General features: G+C 38.5%; 18 protein-coding genes. 6 read left to right on the top strand and 12 right to left on the bottom strand.

What is annotated here, in order from left to right; genetic code table 11:
- Positions 1-19: 19 nt before the first annotated feature.
- Entirely contained in the window at positions 20-544 is a 525-nt protein-coding gene (locus GGR22_RS03345; protein ID WP_182492559.1) for an RNA polymerase sigma factor, read from the bottom strand.
- 174 nt (positions 545-718) lie between these two features.
- Between GGR22_RS03345 and GGR22_RS03340 the strand changes: the two genes are divergently transcribed.
- The 3 genes from GGR22_RS03340 to GGR22_RS03330 all read left to right on the top strand — a co-directional run bounded on the left by GGR22_RS03340 (position 719) and on the right by GGR22_RS03330 (position 4546).
- The gene (locus GGR22_RS03340) at positions 719-2098 is read left to right on the top strand and encodes a LamG domain-containing protein (protein WP_182492558.1); all 1380 of its coding nucleotides are present in this window, start codon (positions 719-721) and stop codon (positions 2096-2098) included.
- A 147-nt stretch (positions 2099-2245) separates the two neighbouring features.
- Positions 2246-3583 (top strand): signal recognition particle protein, encoded by a 1338-nt coding sequence (gene ffh, locus GGR22_RS03335; protein WP_182492557.1) that lies wholly within the window; start codon positions 2246-2248, stop codon positions 3581-3583.
- Between the two features lie 81 nt (positions 3584-3664).
- Positions 3665-4546 carry a bifunctional 5,10-methylenetetrahydrofolate dehydrogenase/5,10-methenyltetrahydrofolate cyclohydrolase gene (locus GGR22_RS03330; RefSeq protein ID WP_121374960.1) on the top strand — a complete coding sequence of 294 codons (882 nt, stop codon included), beginning with the start codon at positions 3665-3667 and terminating at the stop codon, positions 4544-4546.
- A gap of 40 nt (positions 4547-4586) precedes the next feature.
- Here the strand turns inward: GGR22_RS03330 and rluF are convergent, their stop codons facing one another.
- The gene (gene rluF, locus GGR22_RS03325; RefSeq protein ID WP_182492556.1) at positions 4587-5414 is read right to left on the bottom strand and encodes a 23S rRNA pseudouridine(2604) synthase RluF; all 828 of its coding nucleotides are present in this window, start codon (positions 5412-5414) and stop codon (positions 4587-4589) included.
- 159 nt (positions 5415-5573) lie between these two features.
- Between rluF and GGR22_RS03320 the strand changes: the two genes are divergently transcribed.
- On the top strand, positions 5574-7235 hold the full coding sequence (locus GGR22_RS03320; RefSeq protein WP_182492555.1) for a S8 family peptidase: 1662 nt from the start codon (positions 5574-5576) through the stop codon (positions 7233-7235).
- A 16-nt stretch (positions 7236-7251) separates the two neighbouring features.
- Here the strand turns inward: GGR22_RS03320 and GGR22_RS03315 are convergent, their stop codons facing one another.
- The 3 genes from GGR22_RS03315 to GGR22_RS03305 are packed head-to-tail and all read right to left on the bottom strand — an operon-like array spanning position 7252 to position 10042.
- Positions 7252-8127, bottom strand: coding sequence for an alpha/beta hydrolase (locus tag GGR22_RS03315; protein WP_182492554.1), 876 nt, complete (start codon positions 8125-8127; stop codon positions 7252-7254).
- 37 nt (positions 8128-8164) lie between these two features.
- A complete protein-coding gene (locus GGR22_RS03310; RefSeq protein ID WP_121374956.1) occupies positions 8165-8944 on the bottom strand; it encodes a zinc ribbon domain-containing protein in 780 nt (259 codons plus the stop codon).
- A gap of 3 nt (positions 8945-8947) precedes the next feature.
- Positions 8948-10042: a Nif3-like dinuclear metal center hexameric protein gene (locus GGR22_RS03305; protein ID WP_182492553.1), complete on the bottom strand. Its 1095-nt coding sequence runs from the start codon at positions 10040-10042 to the stop codon at positions 8948-8950.
- 116 nt (positions 10043-10158) lie between these two features.
- Between GGR22_RS03305 and lpxK the strand changes: the two genes are divergently transcribed.
- Together lpxK and GGR22_RS03295 are read left to right on the top strand one after the other, a co-directional pair.
- Positions 10159-11181, top strand: coding sequence for a tetraacyldisaccharide 4'-kinase (gene lpxK / locus GGR22_RS03300; RefSeq protein ID WP_182492552.1), 1023 nt, complete (start codon positions 10159-10161; stop codon positions 11179-11181).
- Positions 11153-11965, top strand: a complete 813-nt coding sequence (locus tag GGR22_RS03295) for a purine-nucleoside phosphorylase (protein WP_121374954.1) — start codon at positions 11153-11155, stop codon at positions 11963-11965. The genes lpxK and GGR22_RS03295 overlap by 29 nt, the downstream gene beginning before the upstream one ends.
- Here the strand turns inward: GGR22_RS03295 and GGR22_RS03290 are convergent.
- The 7 genes from GGR22_RS03290 to GGR22_RS03260 form a co-directional block, all read right to left on the bottom strand.
- Positions 11962-14148, bottom strand: a complete 2187-nt coding sequence (locus GGR22_RS03290) for an ATP-binding protein (protein ID WP_182492551.1) — start codon at positions 14146-14148, stop codon at positions 11962-11964. The two genes, GGR22_RS03295 and GGR22_RS03290, sit on opposite strands and share 4 nt — an antisense overlap.
- A gap of 30 nt (positions 14149-14178) precedes the next feature.
- Complete coding sequence (gene gap, locus GGR22_RS03285) at positions 14179-15183, bottom strand: type I glyceraldehyde-3-phosphate dehydrogenase (RefSeq protein ID WP_182492550.1); 1005 nt, start codon at positions 15181-15183, stop codon at positions 14179-14181.
- Between the two features lie 90 nt (positions 15184-15273).
- Positions 15274-16146: a lipoyl synthase gene (gene lipA, locus GGR22_RS03280; RefSeq protein WP_121374951.1), complete on the bottom strand. Its 873-nt coding sequence runs from the start codon at positions 16144-16146 to the stop codon at positions 15274-15276.
- 173 nt (positions 16147-16319) lie between these two features.
- Complete coding sequence (locus GGR22_RS03275) at positions 16320-17171, bottom strand: energy transducer TonB (RefSeq protein ID WP_182492549.1); 852 nt, start codon at positions 17169-17171, stop codon at positions 16320-16322.
- A gap of 210 nt (positions 17172-17381) precedes the next feature.
- On the bottom strand, positions 17382-18860 hold the full coding sequence (locus tag GGR22_RS03270) for a T9SS type A sorting domain-containing protein (protein ID WP_182492548.1): 1479 nt from the start codon (positions 18858-18860) through the stop codon (positions 17382-17384).
- Positions 18861-18945: 85 nt separating this feature from the next.
- The gene (locus tag GGR22_RS03265) at positions 18946-19497 is read right to left on the bottom strand and encodes an RNA polymerase sigma factor (RefSeq protein WP_182492547.1); all 552 of its coding nucleotides are present in this window, start codon (positions 19495-19497) and stop codon (positions 18946-18948) included.
- Positions 19488-20594, bottom strand: a complete 1107-nt coding sequence (locus tag GGR22_RS03260) for a glycosyltransferase (protein WP_182492546.1) — start codon at positions 20592-20594, stop codon at positions 19488-19490. The genes GGR22_RS03265 and GGR22_RS03260 overlap by 10 nt, the downstream gene beginning before the upstream one ends.
- Positions 20595-20674: the final 80 nt, after the last annotated feature.

Here is a 20674-nt window from a genome sequence, read left to right as displayed (position 1 = left end):
ATATCAGCGCTCAAAAACCCTACTTTATAGCTTCGATTTCTTGCCGCAGCGAAACCAGCGCTCCGTGGATTCTTTTTTCTACGGCCTTGACGCTGATGTCTAGCATTGCCGCAATCTCGCTATATTTTTTGCCATCAATTCTGTTTAAAAGAAAAGCCGTTCTCTGTCCTTCCGTCAGATTCTGGATTGCTTGGTCGAGTTTTTTCTTGAACTGTTCTTCTTCTAGAATAAATTCAGGACTTTCGTTGGTATGCTGTGTCGGATTTTCTTTTTTCGCATATCCCAAAACTACCTTTTGATGTGCGATCTGATTCAAGGTAGCGTTTTTTGCCACCTTATAAATAAAAGATTTTGCCTTTTCTAAAGGAACTTGGCCACAATTTTCCCACAACTTTACAAAAGCTTCTTGAGAAATATCATTCGCTTGTTCCTCATTGCCGAACTTATAAAATAAATAATTCCGCAAGGTTTTTGCGTTGGAACGGAAGAAATCTGAAAAGACCATTTCTTCGCAGACGCCCGCAATTTTTTTTATTTCTTTCATACAGTTTAAAAGACAGTCCTTCTGTATAACAGCCAAGTTGATAAAAACCCTACTTTTATATTCAGTTTTTTTTAGTTGTATCAAATATAGCTTTTAATTAAAAAAAGAAGTTTTGTCGGGTAGGGTATTTTCCATAATGCTTGTTTTAGTACCAAACCAATAAATTTAGTAATCATGAATAGGAAGAAAATTCTACAATCAATTTTAGCACTGGGCTGTATTTGTATTGCCGCTTTTACGGTGTCCTGCCAGGATGAAGAGAATGAAACCAAGCAGAATGAGGAAACTCTGAGTAAGACGGCACCGTTGACAGGGCTTTTTGAAAGAGTCGCGATGAATGCAACGGCAGACGATAATATAATTGACAGCACAAGCTGCTTTAGCGTGAAATTGCCAGTCAGCCTGATTGTAAACAGTCAGGCAGTAACCATCAATACAGAAAATGATTATCATTTGGTAAACGACATATTTGAAGTTACAGATGCTGATCACGATTATGTAGATTTTGTATTTCCTATTACGATTGTTTATCCAGACTACAGAGAAGTTGTCGTGCAAAATGAAACACAATTCAATGCCTTGAGAGACGACTGTCAGGAGCCAGAACCAGGAGAGCGAAACATTGCATGCGTTTCTATCCATTATCCGATACGCGTTTTTGGGTATAACAGCAACTTCCAGCTCGCGCATACCTATACAGTTCATAATGACTTGGAATTTTTTCTGTTGCTTTTCAATTTGGGCAACAACGAATTTTACGCAGTCGATTACCCGATTACAATAACAAATAGAAACGGCATTGAGGTCACGATTCGCAACAATATAGAAATGTTGGGAGCGATTCAGGACTGTGTCGATAATATATGTCCGAACCCGAATATTTTGACCAACGATCTGATTATTTACATGCCCTTTGCCAATGAAGTTCGAGATTTGGTTAGTCGAGATTTGGCTGTTCCTGCTGCGGCTCCAACATTTGTTACAGATAGAAGCGGCAATGCAAATAGCGCGATTTCATTTACTCGTACAAACTTCTTAACGCTCAATACGACTACAGCTCGTAATATAGAAGTAGGTAGTTCTGTAACTGTCAGCCTATGGTTCCGAATGCAGAATACTGAAGCAGGAGATTTTGAGCGCATGTTTGAAAAATCAAACGGAAGCATGCCATATCCGACAACTTTTGGTGTAGGTGTTTATGATGGAAATACGCCTCTAGTTTTTTGGCCTCAGGGCGGACTTTGGGATATGTCATGGAACGTAGATCAAAATTTGTGGAATGATACTACAAATTGGCACCATCTAGTGGTTACCGTACAGCATGATACCCCTAATAATATTGATCATGTTAAAATGTACAGAGATGGCGTCTTAAGAAACTCAGAAGATGTATCCAATATATTCTTAAATACGCAGGCTCTTGATTATATAATAGGAAAGAATTTCGAAGGATATCTTGATGACTTACGTGTCTATAAAAAAGTACTGACCCCGCAGCAAGTCACAACGCTTTTTCAGCTTGAAGGCGATACCAATACATGCTTCGAAAATTAGTTTAGTTTAGTTAAGTGAAAGGCCAGGCAGCAATGCCTGGTTTTTTTATTTTAACTATAGAAGTTACCGTGCTATAACTTTGCCCCTTTGGCTCTTTGATACTTACCGTCTTTCTCTTATCTTTGCACCTCAATAAAGAAAATCATTATGTTTGATAATTTAAGCGATAAATTAGACAAAGCCTTTCATATACTAAAAGGACACGGAAAAATCACCGAAGTTAACGTTGCCGATACTTTAAAAGAAGTACGCCGCGCTTTGCTGGATGCCGATGTCAACTTTAAGATTGCTAAAGAATTTACGACCAAAGTAAAAGAAAAAGCAATTGGTCAGGACGTTTTGACTACGTTACAACCAGGACAGCTTTTGGTAAAGTTGGTTAAGGATGAATTGACCGAATTGATGGGTGGCGATGCGGCAGGAGTGAATCTTTCTGGAAACCCGACTGTAATATTGATGTCTGGTCTTCAAGGTTCTGGAAAAACGACTTTCTCTGGGAAATTAGCAAATTATCTTAAGACAAAGAAAAATAAAAAACCATTGTTGGTTGCCTGTGATATCTACCGTCCTGCGGCGATTAATCAGTTGCACGTTGTCGGCGACCAGATTGGCGTAGAAGTATATTCTGAGCCAGAAAATAAAAATCCGGTCGAAATTGCACAAAATGCCATCAAGCATGCAAAATCAAATGGATTTAACGTAGTCATTGTCGATACGGCGGGTCGTTTAGCTGTCGATGAAGAAATGATGGCCGAAATTGCCAATGTCCATAAAGCGATTCAGCCACAAGAAACACTATTCGTTGTCGATTCGATGACGGGACAGGATGCTGTCAACACAGCAAAAGCCTTCAACGACAGATTGAATTTTGACGGAGTTATCCTTACCAAATTAGACGGTGATACGCGCGGTGGAGCAGCAATTTCTATTAAATCCGTCGTAAACAAGCCTATCAAGTTTATCGGTACAGGTGAAAAGATGGATGCTATCGATGTATTCTATCCAAATCGTATGGCCGAAAGAATCTTAGGCATGGGAGACGTTGTGTCTTTGGTAGAAAGAGCCCAAGAGCAATTCGACGAAGAAGAAGCAAGAAAGCTACAAAAGAAGATTGCCAAAAACGAATTTGGTTTCGACGATTTCTTGACGCAGATCCAGCAAGTGAAAAAGATGGGTAATATGAAAGACTTGGTCGGGATGATTCCCGGTGCAGGAAAAGCATTAAAAGATGTCGAAATCGAAGACGATGCCTTCAAGCATATCGAAGCTATTATCCACTCGATGACTCCAACAGAAAGAAGCAAGCCTGCGATTATCGATCTCAAAAGAAAAAACCGTATTGCAAAAGGCTCTGGAACCGATATCCAGCAAGTCAACCAGCTTATGAAGCAGTTTGACCAGATGAGCAAGATGATGAAGATGATGCAAGGCGGTGGCGGCAAGAACCTCATGAGAATGATGGGCGGTATGAAAGGAATGAGATAATAAAATACTGTTAGGGCTTAAAGTTTCAAGCTGAAATTTTAAGCCCTAAAAATTTTCATAAACAACACTAACTACAAAAGAATGCAACTACTAGACGGAAAAAAAATTTCTGACGACATCAAGAACGAAATCACTGCCGAAGTCCAAAAGATGAAAGACAACGGCGAGAAAGTGCCTCATCTGGCCGCGGTTATCGTGGGGAACGATGGTGCGAGCTTGACGTATGTTGGAAGCAAAGTAAAAGCTTGCGAAAGAGTAGGCTTCGAGTCGACATTGGTCAAGATGCCAAGCACGACTTCTGAAACTGAACTGCTTAAAAAAATCAAGCAATTGAATGAAGATGATAACATCGACGGATTTATTGTCCAATTGCCTTTGCCAGAACAGATTGATACGCAGAAAGTATTGATGGCGATTGATCCTAGCAAAGATGTAGACGGATTCCATCCAGAGAATTTCGGAAAGATGGCCTTGGATATGACAACGTTTATTCCTGCGACGCCTTTCGGAATACTAGAATTATTAGAAAGATACGGTGTAGAAACCAAAGGAAAACATACGGTTGTTATCGGAAGAAGCCACATTGTCGGCAGACCGATGAGTATTTTGATGGGACGTAAAGGTTTTCCTGGAAATTCAACAGTTACATTAACGCACAGCTATACCAAAAATATTGCTCAGATTACGACTCAGGCAGATATCATCATCACAGCGCTAGGTGTACCGAATTACCTGAAAGCAGAAATGGTGAAAGATGATGCAGTTGTTATCGATGTCGGAATTACCCGAGTTGCTGACGAAAGTGAAAAAGGATACCGAATCACAGGCGATGTTGATTTTGAATTCGTAAGCAAAAAAGCCTCTTTTATAACGCCTGTTCCAGGCGGTGTCGGTCCGATGACGATTGCCATGTTGCTTAAAAATACGCTTTTGGCACGCGAGCAGAAACGTTTAAAAAACTAGATTTAAAAAGAAACCCAAGATGAAAGTCTTGGGTTTTGTTTTATTTGTCGTTTTTAAAATTCCTATTATCGTTATTTCTTGGCGGAATTTTTCGGATAACCCTTTGCTGCTGCGGACGCCTCTGTTCCGGTTTTGGAAGGCTAGCTTCCTCTGTCTTGCTTGAAGGTTCTATTAACTGATTCAGTTCTTTGATTTCGTCATCGGTCAAATCTCGGTATCGGCCTACAGGAACATCTAAGGAAATATTGATGATTCGGATACGCTTCAAGGCAGTAACCTCATAACCTAAATATTCGCACATTCTTCGAATCTGTCGGTTCAGTCCCTGTGTCAAGATAATCTTGAAAATATACTTGCTGACTTGTTCGACCTTGCATTTTCGAGTCACTGTATCTAAGATAGGAACACCGTTGCTCATTCTTTCGATAAAGCGGTCGGTGATGGGTCTGTTGACGGTTACCGTATATTCTTTCTCGTGGTTGTTGCGGGCTCTCAGAATTTTATTGACGATATCGCCATCGTTTGTCATGAAAATCAAGCCTTCGCTGGCTTTGTCCAGACGTCCGATAGGGAAAATTCTTTTCGGATAATTGATATAGTCGACAATATTATTTTTGACTTCCAAGTTGGTCGTACATTCTATACCTACAGGTTTGTTAAAAGCAAGATATACCGGCTTGTCTCTTTTTTCGACAATCAGCCTGCCATCAATACGAATTTCATCTTCTGTAGAAACCTTTGTTCCCATTTCTGCTACATTTCCATTGATGGTAACACGGCCTTCGTCGATAAGCTTGTCGGCTTCACGGCGGGAACAATAGCCTGTTTCGCCTATGAATTTATTGAGTCGCTTGAGATTTTCTTCCATAGGGCAAAGGTAGGGTTAATTTGTATTTTAGAAAAACATCAGGAAAATTTATATAAGCTGCTTTAAAACAACTAAATATTAACGCGCGCCAAAACTATGTGTCTTAAAATTATATATCTTGCACCAAATTTAGAGTACTAATCAATTAAGCTTATTATTTTGAAAAAAATTACCTTGATTATACATTTGATGTTGCTTTCGATAGTAGCTTCCTACGGGCAAAACAGGAAAGGAGATTTTGCCTTAGAAAAAGGCAGTAATGCGCACGAGCTGTATGTTTCGTTTGATACATCATTGCATTTTGATGAAGCATCGTATAATACAGTAGCACAATCAATCCCAGGTTTTAAGGCGCTGCAGCAAGAATATGGTCTAGTTCTAGAAAAAGGAATAGAAATTTCTGATGAAAAGCTTGATGAATTAGAACAGAAAGCTATCGAATTGACAGGCAAAGGGCATTCGGTTGCAAAACTGCGAAACATACTTAAGATAAAAATTAATAATCCTACAAATGATAGGCTGCTTGCGCTAGCAAAAAAACTAGAAGAATTTCCGGAAGTTGAATATTGCTCGTTGAGCTCCTTGGAGCCTATACAGCCGCCTGCTGATATTCCGCCAACAACTCCTAATTTTGAAGTAAATCAGACTTATATCCAGCCTAATCCGGGAGTAAACATGACATATGCATGGGGATTAAATCTTAATGGTGCTGGTATCAGAATTCGTGATGTGGAGTACGGTTTTAATAGCGAGCACGAAGATCTTAACGAAAGAAATGTAATATTAGCACCAGGAATGAACATTTCATCGAGCGTGACGACAAGTTATTCAGAACATGGTACTGCCGTTTTTGGAATTGTTTATGGCGACAAAGGTGCTTATGGTATTTCCGGTATGGCTTATGGAGCAGCACAAATGATGCTGGCTCCAGAGTGGCAGACATCAGGTTACAATCGTGTTGCAGCAGTTACTCAGGCTATCGCTAATTCAGCTGCCGGGGATATTTTGATTTATGAAATGCAGGCAACCGGAGCTCAAGGAAACTACGGCCCGGCCGAATATGTAGGTGCAGTTTGGGATCTAACCAAAGCGGCAACCGATGCAGGGATAATAATTGTAGCGGCAGCAGGAAACGGAGCAGAAAATTTAGATTCGGCACCTTACCTGAATTATAGAAACAGAGGAAACAGCGGTGCCATTATGGTCGGAGCTGGTGATAACACCATCAATCATAACAAGCTTTCTTTTAGTACCTATGGTGCTAGGGTAGATGTGCATGCTTGGGGAACTGGCGTTTTTGCATCTGGTTATGGAGATGCCCAACAGATTGGCGGCGATTTCAACCAATACTATACTAATTTTTCTGGGACGAGTTCGGCAACGCCAATAGTCGCTTCTTGCGCGATCGTGTTGCAATCGTATTACCATACCCTTACCGGTAACTACATGACGCCTGTACAAATGAGGAATCTTCTTCAATCTACTGGAATACCACAAGGAACAGGTGGTAATATCGGGCCAATTCCTAACATGCAGGCAGCTATTCTTCAAGTGCAGAGTGAGTTTTTAAGTGTGGATGAGGTTAGCGGGTTGGAGTTTATTGTATATCCGAATCCAGCAACAGACAGGCTGACGATCAAGACAAAAGATTTATCTGCAGACGCAAGAGTTGAGATTTGTAATGCTGTAGGACAACGCGTTTATGGAGCTCCAATCTCTGAAGATAATGCAATCGATTTGAGTTCTTTTTCTCAAGGATTGTACTTTGTGAAAGTCGTAGACGGAAATAGGTCAGAAACCAAAAAGATCATTAAGAAATAACTAAAAAGAGCATCGATTACGATGCTCTTTTGTTATCCATATAATTTCCTTTATCGAATAAAAAGGAACAAATCTTCTTGTATAAGATATCGTCATGCATGCTATGACCTAAGCCGCGGGTTTCAATAAAGGTAGCTTCTTTCCATGAACTTACTATCTTTTTAGCTTCTTCAAAAGAAACCACATCATCATCGATATCATGGGCAATCAAGCCTTTTACTTTTATTCTGGAACCAAATATCTTTCCAGAAAACTCTTCTACCTTAATTTTGAAGTGCTCTAGAAAATGATTTTCGATCATGCTGATAGTTTTCATATTCAAGCTTAATAGCTTTGCATAATTTAGGACTAAAGTCTGCAAGTCAGACGGAGCGCCTAAGAGTACCATCTTTTCAATCGCTTTGTTTTGATAAAGATGTTGGTAGTATAAAGAAGTAGCACCTCCCATAGAATGGCCGATTAAAAACTGCGGCTTGTATTTTTCGACAACGACATCTACAAATTCAGCATATCTCGGAACGTTGAACTCCCTTCCCGAAGATAAGCCGTGAGCTGGAGCATCTAACGCAATAATCGAACACCCTGATTGTTTTAGGTAGGGAAGGAAATTTTCCCAACGTGAAGCATTACTTTCCCAGCCATGGACTAAAAGGACATACGTGTCATTCCCTTCCCAGATATAGACAGGGAATTGATGTTCTCTCATCTCCAGGATTTCAGTCTTGGCATTTTTCAAGACTTCGGGCATCTGGTCTGAAAAAAGCTTTCCTGTTCTCGGTTCGCTAAAAAACTTATAGGCCAATTGCGACGCTTTTTTTGGCGACACATAGCTAAGGAGATTAATATATAATCCGATAGATTTGGCGAGAAGCAGGTTGCTGATTTTTTTCATAAAAAAAAGTCCCGATGATTATCGGGACTAAATATATCTAGAATTTTGAAAATAATTTCTCCATTTTTTCTTTTTCTTCATCAGCTAATGCTGCGTCGACTAAGATTCTTCCGGAATGCTCGTCGGTAATTACTTTTTTACGAGAAGCGATTTCCATTTGTGTTTGTGGCGGAATCGTAAAGAAAGAACCTGCTGAGGCGCCTCTTTCAATTGAAACGACAGCTAGTCCGTTGCGAACACTGCTTCTGATTCTTTTGTAAGCTTGCAATAATCTTACCTCAATCAACGCTTCATATTCTGCTGATTTTTCAGAAAGGAAAGTTTCTTCTTTTTCTGTTTCAGACATGATAGCGTCTAATTCAGATTTTTTATGCTTTAAGTGAGACGATTTTGCTTCTAATTTTTCTTTAGAATCTGAAATTACTTGCTTTTTGTGCTCGATAGAAGCTTTCATTTCTTTAATCTGCTTTTCAGCCAATTGAATTTCTAGCTCTTGGAACTCAACCTCTTTAGTCAAAGAGTTGAATTCTCTGTTGTTACGAACAGTTTCTTGCTGTTTTGTATATTTTTTGATGGCTTCTTTATGTTCGTCGATAGCATTCTTTTTTACTTTGATCTGCTCTTCGATAACTTCCAAATCGTTTTTCAATTTGTCAAGACGTGTGCTCAAGCCAGCCACTTCATCTTCCAAATCTTCCACCTCCAAAGGCAATTCACCTCTAACATTTCTGATTTCGTCAATTCTTGAGTCGATTAACTGTAGATCATAAATCGCTCTTAACTTGTCTTCAACACTCAATTCTTTTGTAGTCGCCATATTCTATAAGTACTTAACTGGATTTGTATTTTCTTCTGATAAAATGATTGCAAAATTAGGAATTTTTTTCGTAAGATAATCAACTATATAATTTTTTGTATAGCGTTCACTTTCGTAATGCCCTATATCCGCTAAAAGCAGCTGATTTTCAGACTCATAAAACTGATGATATTTCAAATCTGCGGTCAAAAAAGCATCTGCTCCGGCCTGAATTGCCTTTTTAATTGCAAAACTTCCCGAACCGCCAAGCATGGCTACTTTTTTTATCGGTTTTCCAAGGTATTCGGAATGACGGATTCCTTCGGCTTTCATCTTGGTTTTTACAAATTCTAAAAACTCTTTCTCAGGCAGTTCAGTTTCTAGCTCACCAATCATTCCTAAACCTATATTTTGATGAGAATTCTGCAAATCATAAATTTCGTAGGCAACTTCTTCATAAACGTGATTTGAAAATAAAGCCTTTAAAATCTTGCCTTGTAGGTGTTTTTCAAAAGTGACTTCTATTTTTATCTCTGTATTTTCTACAAATTCGCCTCTTTCACCAATTTCGGGATTGCTGTTCTCGTTGCCTTGGTAGCTGCCAATTCCCTGTGAATTAAAGCTGCAGTTTTCATAATTCCCTATATTTCCAGCGCCTGCGTCAAATAAGGCATTTCGTAATTTCTGGTGATTTTCTGGAATCGTATAAGTGATTAATTTTTGGATAAAATTTTCTTTAGGAACTAATATTTTTGTGTTTTTCAGTCCTATAGCATCACAAAAAATCTTATTCACGCCATTTTGGTGATTGTCTAAAGCTGTATGTACGGCATAAATTGCAATATCATTTTTGATGGCTTTCAAGACGGCACGTTCTACATAATTTTTTCCGGTAATTTTTTTCAGCCCCGAAAATAAAATCGGATGAAAACAGACAACGAAATTGCATTTTTTTGAAATAGCTTCTTCGATTACGTTTTCTAAAGCATCATGGCAAACCAAAACACCTGTGGCTTCATCATCTTGATTTCCGACAAGTAATCCAACATTGTCAAAATCCTCCGCATAAGCTAACGGCGCCATAGTTTCTAGTACCGAAATAATTTCTTTTATCTTCATAATTTTAAAAATTAGGCTTAAATTGCCAAAAAGCATGAATAGGCAAAGCAGAATTCAATAGTCGCAAATATGCCCTAGCTTTATGTTTCAAAGATAAAATATTATACTTTCGTACTATGATGTTATTGCGAAAAATACTTTTCCCTTTTTCTGTTTTATATGGTCTTATTACCAGCATTAGGAATTTTCTTTTTGACAAAGGGATTTTAAAATCGTATTCTTTTGACCTTCCCATAATAGCTGTCGGCAACCTGAGCGTTGGAGGAACGGGCAAAACACCGCAGATTGAATATTTGATTCGTCTGCTTTCTCCTAATTACAAGATAGCGACATTGAGTCGCGGTTACAAACGAAAATCAGAAGGTTTTGTCTTAGCCGATGAAAATTCAGATGCCGCAATTTTAGGAGATGAGCCTTTTCAGTTCTATAAAAAGTTTCCCAACATCCAAGTTGCTGTAGATGCAGATCGAAGGAACGGAATTGAGCAGTTACTGAAGATTTCACAGCCTGATATCGTTTTACTAGATGATGCTTTTCAGCACAGAAAAGTAAAAGCAGGGCTTTATGTTTTATTGACAGCTTATGGAGATTTGTATTCAGATGATCTTATTTTGCCAGTAGGGAATCTTCGCGAAAGCAGAAATGGAGCGGAACGGGCAAAAATTATCGTAGTTACCAAATGCCCGCCAGATCTATCTGCCAAAGAACAAGATAGGATTCAGAAAAAGCTAAAAATTGATTCAGACCAAAAGTTATGTTTTACCTCGATAGCCTATGATGAATTTGTGTTTTCGGAAGAAAAGCAGCTTTCTGTTTCCGAAATCAAGCCTGTTGATAAATTACTTTTGGCAGGAATAGCCAAACCCGAACCGTTTTTTGCATATTTGCAAAGCGAAAACGATGTAATCCTGACATTTCCGGACCATCATCATTTTACGGAAAAAGACATTGCAGAGATAAAAAATAAAGCGCAGGATAAAAAAATCATCACGACCGAAAAAGATTTCGTCCGATTAAAAGGAAGGCTTCCAGACAGCCAGCTTTTCTATCTCCCGATAAAAAGCCATTTTATTTCTGGCGGTAATGATTTTGACAAAACTATTTTAAATTATGTGGGAAAAAGTTCAAGAAACAGTTAATTATATACAATCAAAAACTAATTTTTCGCCAGAATATGGAGTAATCCTTGGTTCTGGATTAGGAGGTTTTACAGAGGATATCCAGATTGAATTTACGTTGCCATACAACGAGATTCCTAATTTTCCGGTTTCAACGGTGCAAGGCCATAAAGGAGCTTTGGTGTTTGGAACTATCGGAACTAAAAAGGTGGTGGCCATGCAAGGCCGTTTCCATTTTTATGAAGGATATGACATGAAAGAAGTGACTTTTCCGGTAAGAGTAATGAAATATCTTGGCGTGCAGAAGTTGGTTGTTTCTAATGCTTCTGGAGGCGTGAATCCTTTTTATAAAGTGGGAGATATCGTCATCATTTACGATCATATCAACATGATGCCCGAACATCCGCTTCGAGGAAAAAATGATGAAAGATTCGGTCCGAGATTCGTCAACATGAGCGAGCCTTATTCTAGAGAATTGATCAACAAGGCCAAAGCGATTGCTATTGAGCTGAACATCGAAGTGAAGGATGGTATTTATTACGGACTACAAGGGCCGACATTTGAAACACTTTCGGAATACAGAATGGTAAAAATTCTTGGCGCAGATTGCGTCGGAATGTCAACGGTTCCTGAAGTTATTGTTGCCCGCCATATGGACATGCAGTGCTTTGGTATTTCTGTGATTACGGATATGGGCGACGAGCACAACATCGATACGGTTTCTCATCAGGAAGTATTGGAAGCGGCTAAAAAGGCTGAGCCAAAAGTTAGGACGCTTATCAAAGAGCTGATTTCTAGAAACTAATTGCTATTCATCGTTTCTGCAATAACCCTGTAGAAAGCTTCTGGATTGAATGGTTTGGTGATAACATCTGTCATTCCGAAGGAAAGCAGCATTTCTCTGTTTTCATTTAAGGAAATCGCGGTTAATGCAATAATCGGAGTCTTCTTGTCGAATTTTCGGATACTTTGGGTGGCAATAGTTCCGTTTATGCCCGGAAGATGCACATCCATCAGTACCAAATCGTATTTGTTGTTTCTGACAGCTTCTATGGCGTCTTCTCCATTCTCGACAATTTCACATTCAATCTGCTTCTTTTCTAGCATTTTTTTGGTCACCATCTGGTTGATTTTGTTGTCCTCAACAAGAAGCACTTTTTTATCGATAAAATCACTATCGTTTGTATAGAGTTTTAAGATTTCATGGTTTTCAATTCCTTTATCTAATTCTAGGCTGAAATTAAAGTTAGACCCTTTTTTAATAGTACTTTCTAATTTGATGGTGCCGCCTAGCATTGTGACCAATCGTTTTACAATGGCCAGTCCTAAGCCAGTTCCGCCATATTTTCTGTTGATTTCAACAGAGCCTTGCGAAAAGCTTTCAAAGATAATTTCTTGCTTTTCTTCTGGAATTCCAATGCCCGTGTCTACGATTTCAAAATAAATGTTCTGCTTGGTTTCTGTTTCGTCCAGAAGTTTTGCGCGGACAATTACAGTTCCGTTTTCCGTAAATTTTAAGGCATTATTGATCAGATTCATGAAAATCTGGGAAAGTTTTGTCGGGTCGCCAGAAAATGTCTTGCAAATTTCAGGATCTATTTCCAATCCGAAATTGATGTTATTTTGGCTTGCGATTTCTTTTAGCGAATTCTGTATGTCAATTAGAAGCTGTCTAAGGTTGAAGCAGATTTTTTCAACTTCAATATTATTTGACTCGATTCGGTTGATTTCTAGGATTTCATTTATAAAAGTCAGCAGGTAATTTCCGGAGAACTTCAGTGACTTCAGGTAATCGATTTGCGATTTTTTCGGGTTTTCTTCAATCAGAAGGTGTGTGATTCCGTTAATGGCATTTAGAGGCGTTCGAAGCTCATGGCTTACGGTTGATAAAAACTCAGCTCTTGCTTGAGAGGCTTTTTCAGCCTTGTCTTTTGCAATTTCAAGTTCCGTATTTTTTTCCTGTAGCTGTTTGTTCGTCCTGTTCCGGATGATGTTGTTTTTATATAACGACAAGCTTAATAGTGAGAGAATCGTAATCAAGGCAATGCTCAATACGCTGGTAAGCTTGGAAACTTTGATCAATTTTTTCTGCTCTCGATTTTCTTTGTCTTTTTGTTTTATGGTTTTCATCTGCTCGCTTTCTTTGAATTTTTCGAAAGCTTCTGCCCCAATTTTTTTGCTGTTTAACTGTATGATGGAATCTTTTAAGACCAAGTGTTTTTTCAAGTAAAGAAACGAATTATCGATGTCCATCATCATTTCATAAACCTCACTGATTAGCTTCAGGATTTTGGATTTCTGCTCAAAATTATCGCTTCTTGAATTTAATTCTAAGGCCCGATTGAGGTAATTTAAGGCAAGATGGCTACGGCCAGCCTCGAACTCAATTGTGCCCATCTGGTACAAGGCTTCTGCCTTGGTCTTAAAACTGTCATCGTTATCAGGTTTGGCAATAATCGTATTGAAGATGGACGATGCTAATTGTGTTTTTCCTTTGGCCTTATAAAGAATTCCTTTCTGGAGATTTAGGAGCTCTTTAGCATCAGGAATCTCTATGATTTCATAAATCGCATTGGCTTTATCAAAATAGATTTCTGCCACACCGTATTTTCCCTTTTCCATGTAACACAATCCGAGATTGTAATAGCAATAAGCCTGTTCAGTAGAAGGTTCTAGGTCATTATATAGCGAGATGCTGCGTACATATGTTTCAATAGCATCATCGTATTTTTTAAGCTCAAAATAGATGCTTCCTAAAAAAGTATAAGCATTTGCTTCCTGTGCCTTGTCGCCTTTTTTTTGTGAAAACTCAATGGCATTTTGAGAACTCTCTAAAGCATTTTGATAATTATTGATCTTTAGATTGAAGCTTGCCAGCTGTATGTAGTAATCAACGCTGTCGACTTTTGTAGACGCAGTTTTTTTTTGCTGTGAATACAGCAGGGAATTAAATAAGAGAATAAAGAGTAGTGGTGGTAAATACTTCATTTTAAAGCCCTTGATAAGGGATAAAAGTAGCTATTTCTTATTTGTTAATGAAATTAAATCGATAATGCGCGAAGAATATCCGATTTCATTATCATACCAGCCAACAACCTTTACCATTTTGTCAATTACAGAGGTTAGCTGTGAGTCAAAAAGACAGGAATTTCTATTGCCTATAATATCTACCGAAACGATAGGGTCTTCTGTATAGGCCATGAGTCCTTTGAATTCGTTGCTGCAGGCATTTTGAAAAGCTTTGTTGATTTCTTCGATAGAAACTTCTCGTTTTACATAACAAGTGATGTCTGTCAAAGATCCATCGGGTACAGGAACACGAATACCGCTTCCTCCAATTTTGCCATCCAATTCAGGGAAAATTTTTGTAAGTGCTTTTGCCGCGCCCGTTGTTGTGGGAACGATAGATTGTGCCGCGCCTCTGGCTCTTCGAAGATCCTTATGAGGCTGATCGTGAAGACTCTGGTCTGTAGTGTAAGAATGTACAGTGGTAATATAAGCTTGTTCGATACCGCATAAATCATTGATGACTTTGATCATCGGTGCAGCGTTGTTTGTCGTACAGCTGGCGTTAGAAATGATTTTCTCCGTACCATCAAGGATATGTTCATTTACGCCCAGAACAACCGTCTTAATCTTGTCGGTTTCTGAAGGAGCAGAAAGAATTACTTTTTTTGCACCCGCCAGGATATGAAGGTTGATTTCTTCAAAGGTCTTATATTTTCCTGTCGATTCGATTACGACATCAATATCGAGCGATTTCCAATCGAGATTCGAGATGCTTTTTTCATGAAAGAAGGGATAGGGTTTTCCATCGATGATAATATTCTCTTGATCAGAAGAACATTCAAAGGGCAAAACGCCATGAATACTGTCGTATTTCACTAAATGCGACATTGTTCTGTTGTCTGCAATATCATTGATGGCTACGACTTCGATAGTCGGGTGGTTAAGCAAAAGGCGGAATAAGTTTCTTCCGATTCTGCCGAATCCATTAATAGCAATTCTAGTTTTTAAAGTCATAAAGTTTTAAAGTCAACAAGTTTTTAAAGTCAGAAAAACAAAAGCATTTATAAAAACGGCTTTAAGACTTTCGTCTTTGGGTTTTATGACTTATAAAATGTGTTTTTGGGCTTTGTAAGAAGATCTCACCAAAGCACCGCTTTCTACATGGCGGAAACCTAATTCCAAACCGATTTTTTCATATTTCGCGAACTGGTCTGGCGTGATAAATTCTTTTACTGGCAGGTGTTTTTTGCTTGGCTGCAAGTATTGTCCTATGGTTACTACATCAACATTAGCATCGCGCAAGTCATGTAATGTTTGGATTACTTCTTCTTCAGTCTCTCCAAGACCCAACATGATACCTGATTTGGTTCTATTGATTCCTTTTTCTTTTAGGTATTTTAAAACGGCCAAGCTCCTGTCGTACTTTGCTTGAATTCGAACCTCGCGAGTTAATCGTCTAACGGTTTCCATGTTGTGCGAAACTACTTCTGGATTAGCTTCTACGATTCGGTCGATATTTCTTTCAATTCCTTGGAAATCAGGAATCAGTGTTTCTAGTGTAGTGTTGGGATTCATTCTTCGGATGGCTTTTACGGTTTCGATCCAAATAATCGAGCCTCCGTCTTTCAAGTCGTCTCTGTCAACGCTTGTTACTACTGCATGCTTGATGTTCATGATTTTGATAGAGCGTGCCACTTTTTCAGGCTCGTCCCAATCAACCGTTTCGGGTCTTCCTGTTTTTACACCGCAAAAACCGCAAGAACGCGTACAGACATTCCCTAAAATCATAAAGGTAGCAGTTCCTTCGCCCCAGCATTCACCCATATTCGGGCAACTTCCTGAGGTACAGATCGTATTCAGTTTGTATTTGTCTACTAATCCTCTAAGTTCTGTATATTTTTGGCCAATAGGTAGTTTTACCTTTAGCCATTTTGGTTTTCCTGTAGGTAAAACGGCAGTATCTAAAACGGTTTCCATAAACTCTATTTTGAAAGTACAAAGATAACGAATGTTTTTATTTAATACGTTAATGTGATGTTAGCGAAATACGGGTTTTTAGCCGGCATGAAAAATGAATCGTTCTTAAATAAAAAACCCTGCAGGCACAGTTCGCAGGGTTTTTTGAAAATAAAAATAGTTAACTACTCAAATTAATTATTTTTGATATCGACACTGATAGGCAGATTGTAAGCCGTTCTAACAGGTTTGTCATTTTGTATGCCAGGTTTCCATTTTGTTTTTATAGATTTCAAGACACGTATGGCTTCTTCGCCTAATCCATATCCTGGATCTCTCAACACTTTGATATTACTCAACGTTCCGTCTTTTTCAACAACAAAATAGACAAAGATTTTCATTATTCCTTGCTCGTCGATTTCGGGAGTCTTGAATTTTTTTCCGACTAAAGCTAAAAAGTTCTTAATGCCTCCTGGGAATTCTGGATTGGCTTGAAGCACTCCAATATTAAGTATTTCGTTTCCAGTATCGTTGCCCTTTGTTGTACCAGAGTCATACGTTGTTTCGTTTCCTTTCCCATCAGATGAACTGTTTCCGAGTGCAATGTTACCTTTATTATCTCCTGGATTATCAGAATCTCCTGTTTTGATATTTTTGGTAGGATCTATCTCTTGTACTTCATTGGGAGTGTCTTTCGCATCAGTTACAGTAGGAGTTACATTTTTGATTTGTTTTTCTGAAGATTTCTCAGGCTCTGATTTTTTAGCAGGCGCCTCGGGTTTCGTCTTTTTGAAAATTTCTGTATTTACAAGAATGGCATCTGGAAGGACATAAGGAGCATCAGTGACGTTGGGCACTTCTTTTTTTAATAGCCCAGAAATTAGAGGTATGCTAAGCAAAGAAGCACAAGCGAGTATTCCAAAAAACAATGCTTTTAAAGTAGTTCTTGGATTCTCTTGGCGTAGCTGGTACGCGCCATATTCCTTGTTTCTGCCTTCAAAAACAATTTCATTCCAGCTTTGTTTAAAAATGTTGAGGTTTGACATGATTGCATAATTTAAAGTTAGCGTAGATGTTTACCATAAGCTGGAATTGTTTAGTAGTATAACGAAATCGTTAACTTTTTTATTGTACTTTTTTTAAAGTTTTTGTAGGTTTTTTATGTTTATAATTTGTAATGCGTTAATATACTTTGTTATCCATAAAAAGAAGGCAAGCCTAGCTAGACTTGCCTTGAGATTTTGAATCTGATTTTGTTATTGAATAACTAATTTATTACTGAAATTTTTACCTTGTGTTTCGGTTTTTGTAATATAAATCCCAGCTGGAAGATCTACATCAATAGTATTTCTTCCTTCATTTAAATCGAAATTTTGGATAAACATGCCATTGATAGCGAATATGCTTATTGTGCCGCTTTCAGCCATCTCGATATTGATTTTTCCCTTGCTCGGATTCGGATAAATAATAGGTTTTGAAGTAGCGAATCCTGGAACTGATAAGGCATCACAGCCAAAAGGAGTAAAAGTCACCGGTCCTAAAGTGTTGTCATCAACCTGATGGCTGATTACATTTTCGACATCGGCTGCAGTTGGTTCAGTCCCTTCAATCCAGCAATTGTTCATGGCCATGATTGGCAGCGCCGTATTGTTGAATAATGCGTATGTTGCTCCGCCATTTGCGTTTTCGGAAAAAACATTGCCTCCTTCGTTTAAGGTAGCCGTATTTGTATCGCCAAGGTTGATTCTTGCCGTTCCGATAACCGTAATTCCCCAAAGATTTCTTCGGATTTGGTTACGGCTGGCAATAATATTCATGGTGGTCGCTCCTGAAGCGCTAAGTGAAATACCACTTCCTCCTTGAGCAGGAATATTTTGGGTATTATTATTTTCAATAATATTTCCTCTGATGTATCCTGATGAAGCAGCTCCAATAACAGTAATGCCGTAACGGTTGTCTGTAATAATATTGTTGTCGATGATGACTTTAAGCTGACCTCCTCCCAATAGGTTCGACGCTCCAATACCGCCAGTCATGATTTTAGTACGATCGCCTTTTATGGTGTTTCCAACGATTCGTAGCGTATCTGCACCACTCGGACCCATATTGATTTGCGGACGGTTTCCATTGGATTGGTTGTTTCCTTCTAGATAATTGTTGGTCAGTGTTGGAGCAACTGACTGATTGGCTCCTGAATTGAAAGCCGGATAAAAATTGAATAAGAACCTGGAATTGTTGATCAGCGCATTTCCGCCAGTCGAAAAGGTAATGGCTCCGCTTGTCGTTGTTCCGTTCGTATGATATGCCATTACGCAGGACTGCATTTCGAAGTCAGGCGTAGCCACCCGTATTCCTTTTCCATAATTGATTGTCGTGTTCCTGAAATAACCGCTGGAACCTGATTCAAAAGTAATGGTATTGTAGGGTGTGGCGGTGTTTGTTGCTGTAATCGTGATAGCATCAGAATCAGATGTAAAATTTCCCTGCACGGTAATCTGTACATCTGCATTGATGTGTAATGTTACATCAGTATCGATTATGATACTGTCAGTAGGAGCAATCGTAAGGTTTTGTGATAAGGTGTAAATTCCTCCTGTGAGACTTACTGCCGAAGGAGCATTGGCCATCAAATCATCAAGGCTCCAGCTTACTCCGGTATTCGGAGTCGTAAATTGTGCTTTTGCTGCCGTGACAGAAAAAATCACGAACAGCATAAAAAATAATTTTTGTTTCATTTTAAGTATATCAATTGGTTAACCACATAAAATTACGATTTTTTGTAATAGTGGCTGTTAAAAAAGATAGGATTAAAAAGAAGTATTATCTTTTGTTTTTGATAATTTCAGCCAAGAGTTTTTTGGCACGGAGCAGTTTTATCTTCACATTACTCAAGGGTTCTTGTAGTTCTTCGGAGATTTCCTGATAGCTTAATTCTTGGAAATAGCGGAGTTGGATGACTTCTTGATAGTGAGGTTTGAGTTCTTTGATGAATTGCAGAAGACGTGACAAATTTTGCTCCGTAATCAATTTGTCTTCTGCGGAAGGAGAACTATCAGCAATATTATAGGCCTGATTGTCTTCTTCATCAGTAATATCAACGAAAAGCGTGGATCTTTTCTTGCGGAGCATGTCGATATGGACATTTTTTGCGATAGAAATAAGCCAAGTGTTGAATTGAAAATCAGGGTTATAGGTGGAGATTTTGTCAAAAGCTTTTGCGAAAGTCTCGATTGTAATGTCTTCCGCGTCCGTTTCGTTTTGGGTTCTTTGGAGCATGAATCCGTACACCTCGTTCCAATAATAATCCAATAGAGTAGTGAAGGCAACTTGGTCTCCGATTTTAGCTTTCTCTATTTGTTTTTTTATTTCCAATGTACCGGCTTTGAAAAGATATTTGTTATAAAGATATTCAATTGCGTGAATATAAGCGCAATTTCTATAACAGGATACCAATACATAACGTCTTTTTCTCTTAGTTTATTTGCGCCATAGCCTAAAGAAATCCAAGCAAAGATATATCTTCCGGCCACGATAGGTGTTATAATCATCCAATTGTATTGGAATGCAAGCAGGAGTATTGCCATGACTAGAAAAAGAAACTGTGACAAGAAGAAAATAGCAAGTTGCATCCTATCAAATGGTTTGTAGAAGGTTGCGGTTGAAACGTGCCTTCTTTTTTGATCAAACCATTCCTTGAATGATTTTTTCGGTTCAGAAAAAGTGAAGCTTTCGGGCGTAAAGCAAATAGTCGTATTCTTTCCGCTTGAAGCTTGATTGATGAATAAATCATCGTCGCCAGATCGGATTTTCATATGGTCGATAAATCCGTTTACATTAAAGAATTCTTCTTTTTTGTAAGCCAGATTTCGTCCAACACCCATATACGGATGCTTCATTTTTGCCCATGAAAAATATTGTACGGCAGTCAGCATCGTTTCAAAACGTATGATTTTGTTTAGGAAGGAACCTGCAATTTTCTCATAAGCCCCATAACCGAGGACAATTGTCTTGCTCATGGTGAATTGCGAGCTCATTTCTTTGATCCACTCTTTTGTTGACGGATAGCAATCGGCATCGGTAAACAAAAGATATTCGTTTTTGGCCGCTTTTATTCCTAAGGTAAGCGCGAATTTTTTATTGCCCCAGAAGGCTTCGTTATTCTGTACTTTTACTAAGCGTATGTTAGAATATTGTTTTTCAAATTCCTCGAAAATATCCAAAGTCGAATCGCTTGAAGCATCGTCAATCAAGATAATCTCGTAGTCGGGATAATTTTGCTCTGCCAGAAGCGGGATGAATTTTTTTACATTTTCTTCTTCATTTTTAGCGCAGACAATGACTGAAATAGGAATTCTTTTCGGAGTACTTTTCTGAGGCTTTGCAAAAGAAAATTTTCCAAAAACAATGATATAGTAGAATAATTGTACAGCTACAACCCCGATAAATGCATAAAAAATAATGTTCAACATATAAGCTTGGTGTCTTTAAAAAATGTGTGCAAAGGTACAATTGAAATGCGGAATTTCAATTCTGAATCTTAATTAAAATT

It is taken from the genome of Flavobacterium gossypii, from assembly GCF_014138495.1.
Lineage (GTDB): Bacteria > Bacteroidota > Bacteroidia > Flavobacteriales > Flavobacteriaceae > Flavobacterium > Flavobacterium endophyticum.
The sequence above is the reverse complement of the archived record's forward strand: the minus strand, read 5'-3'. Positions and strand labels throughout refer to the sequence as shown.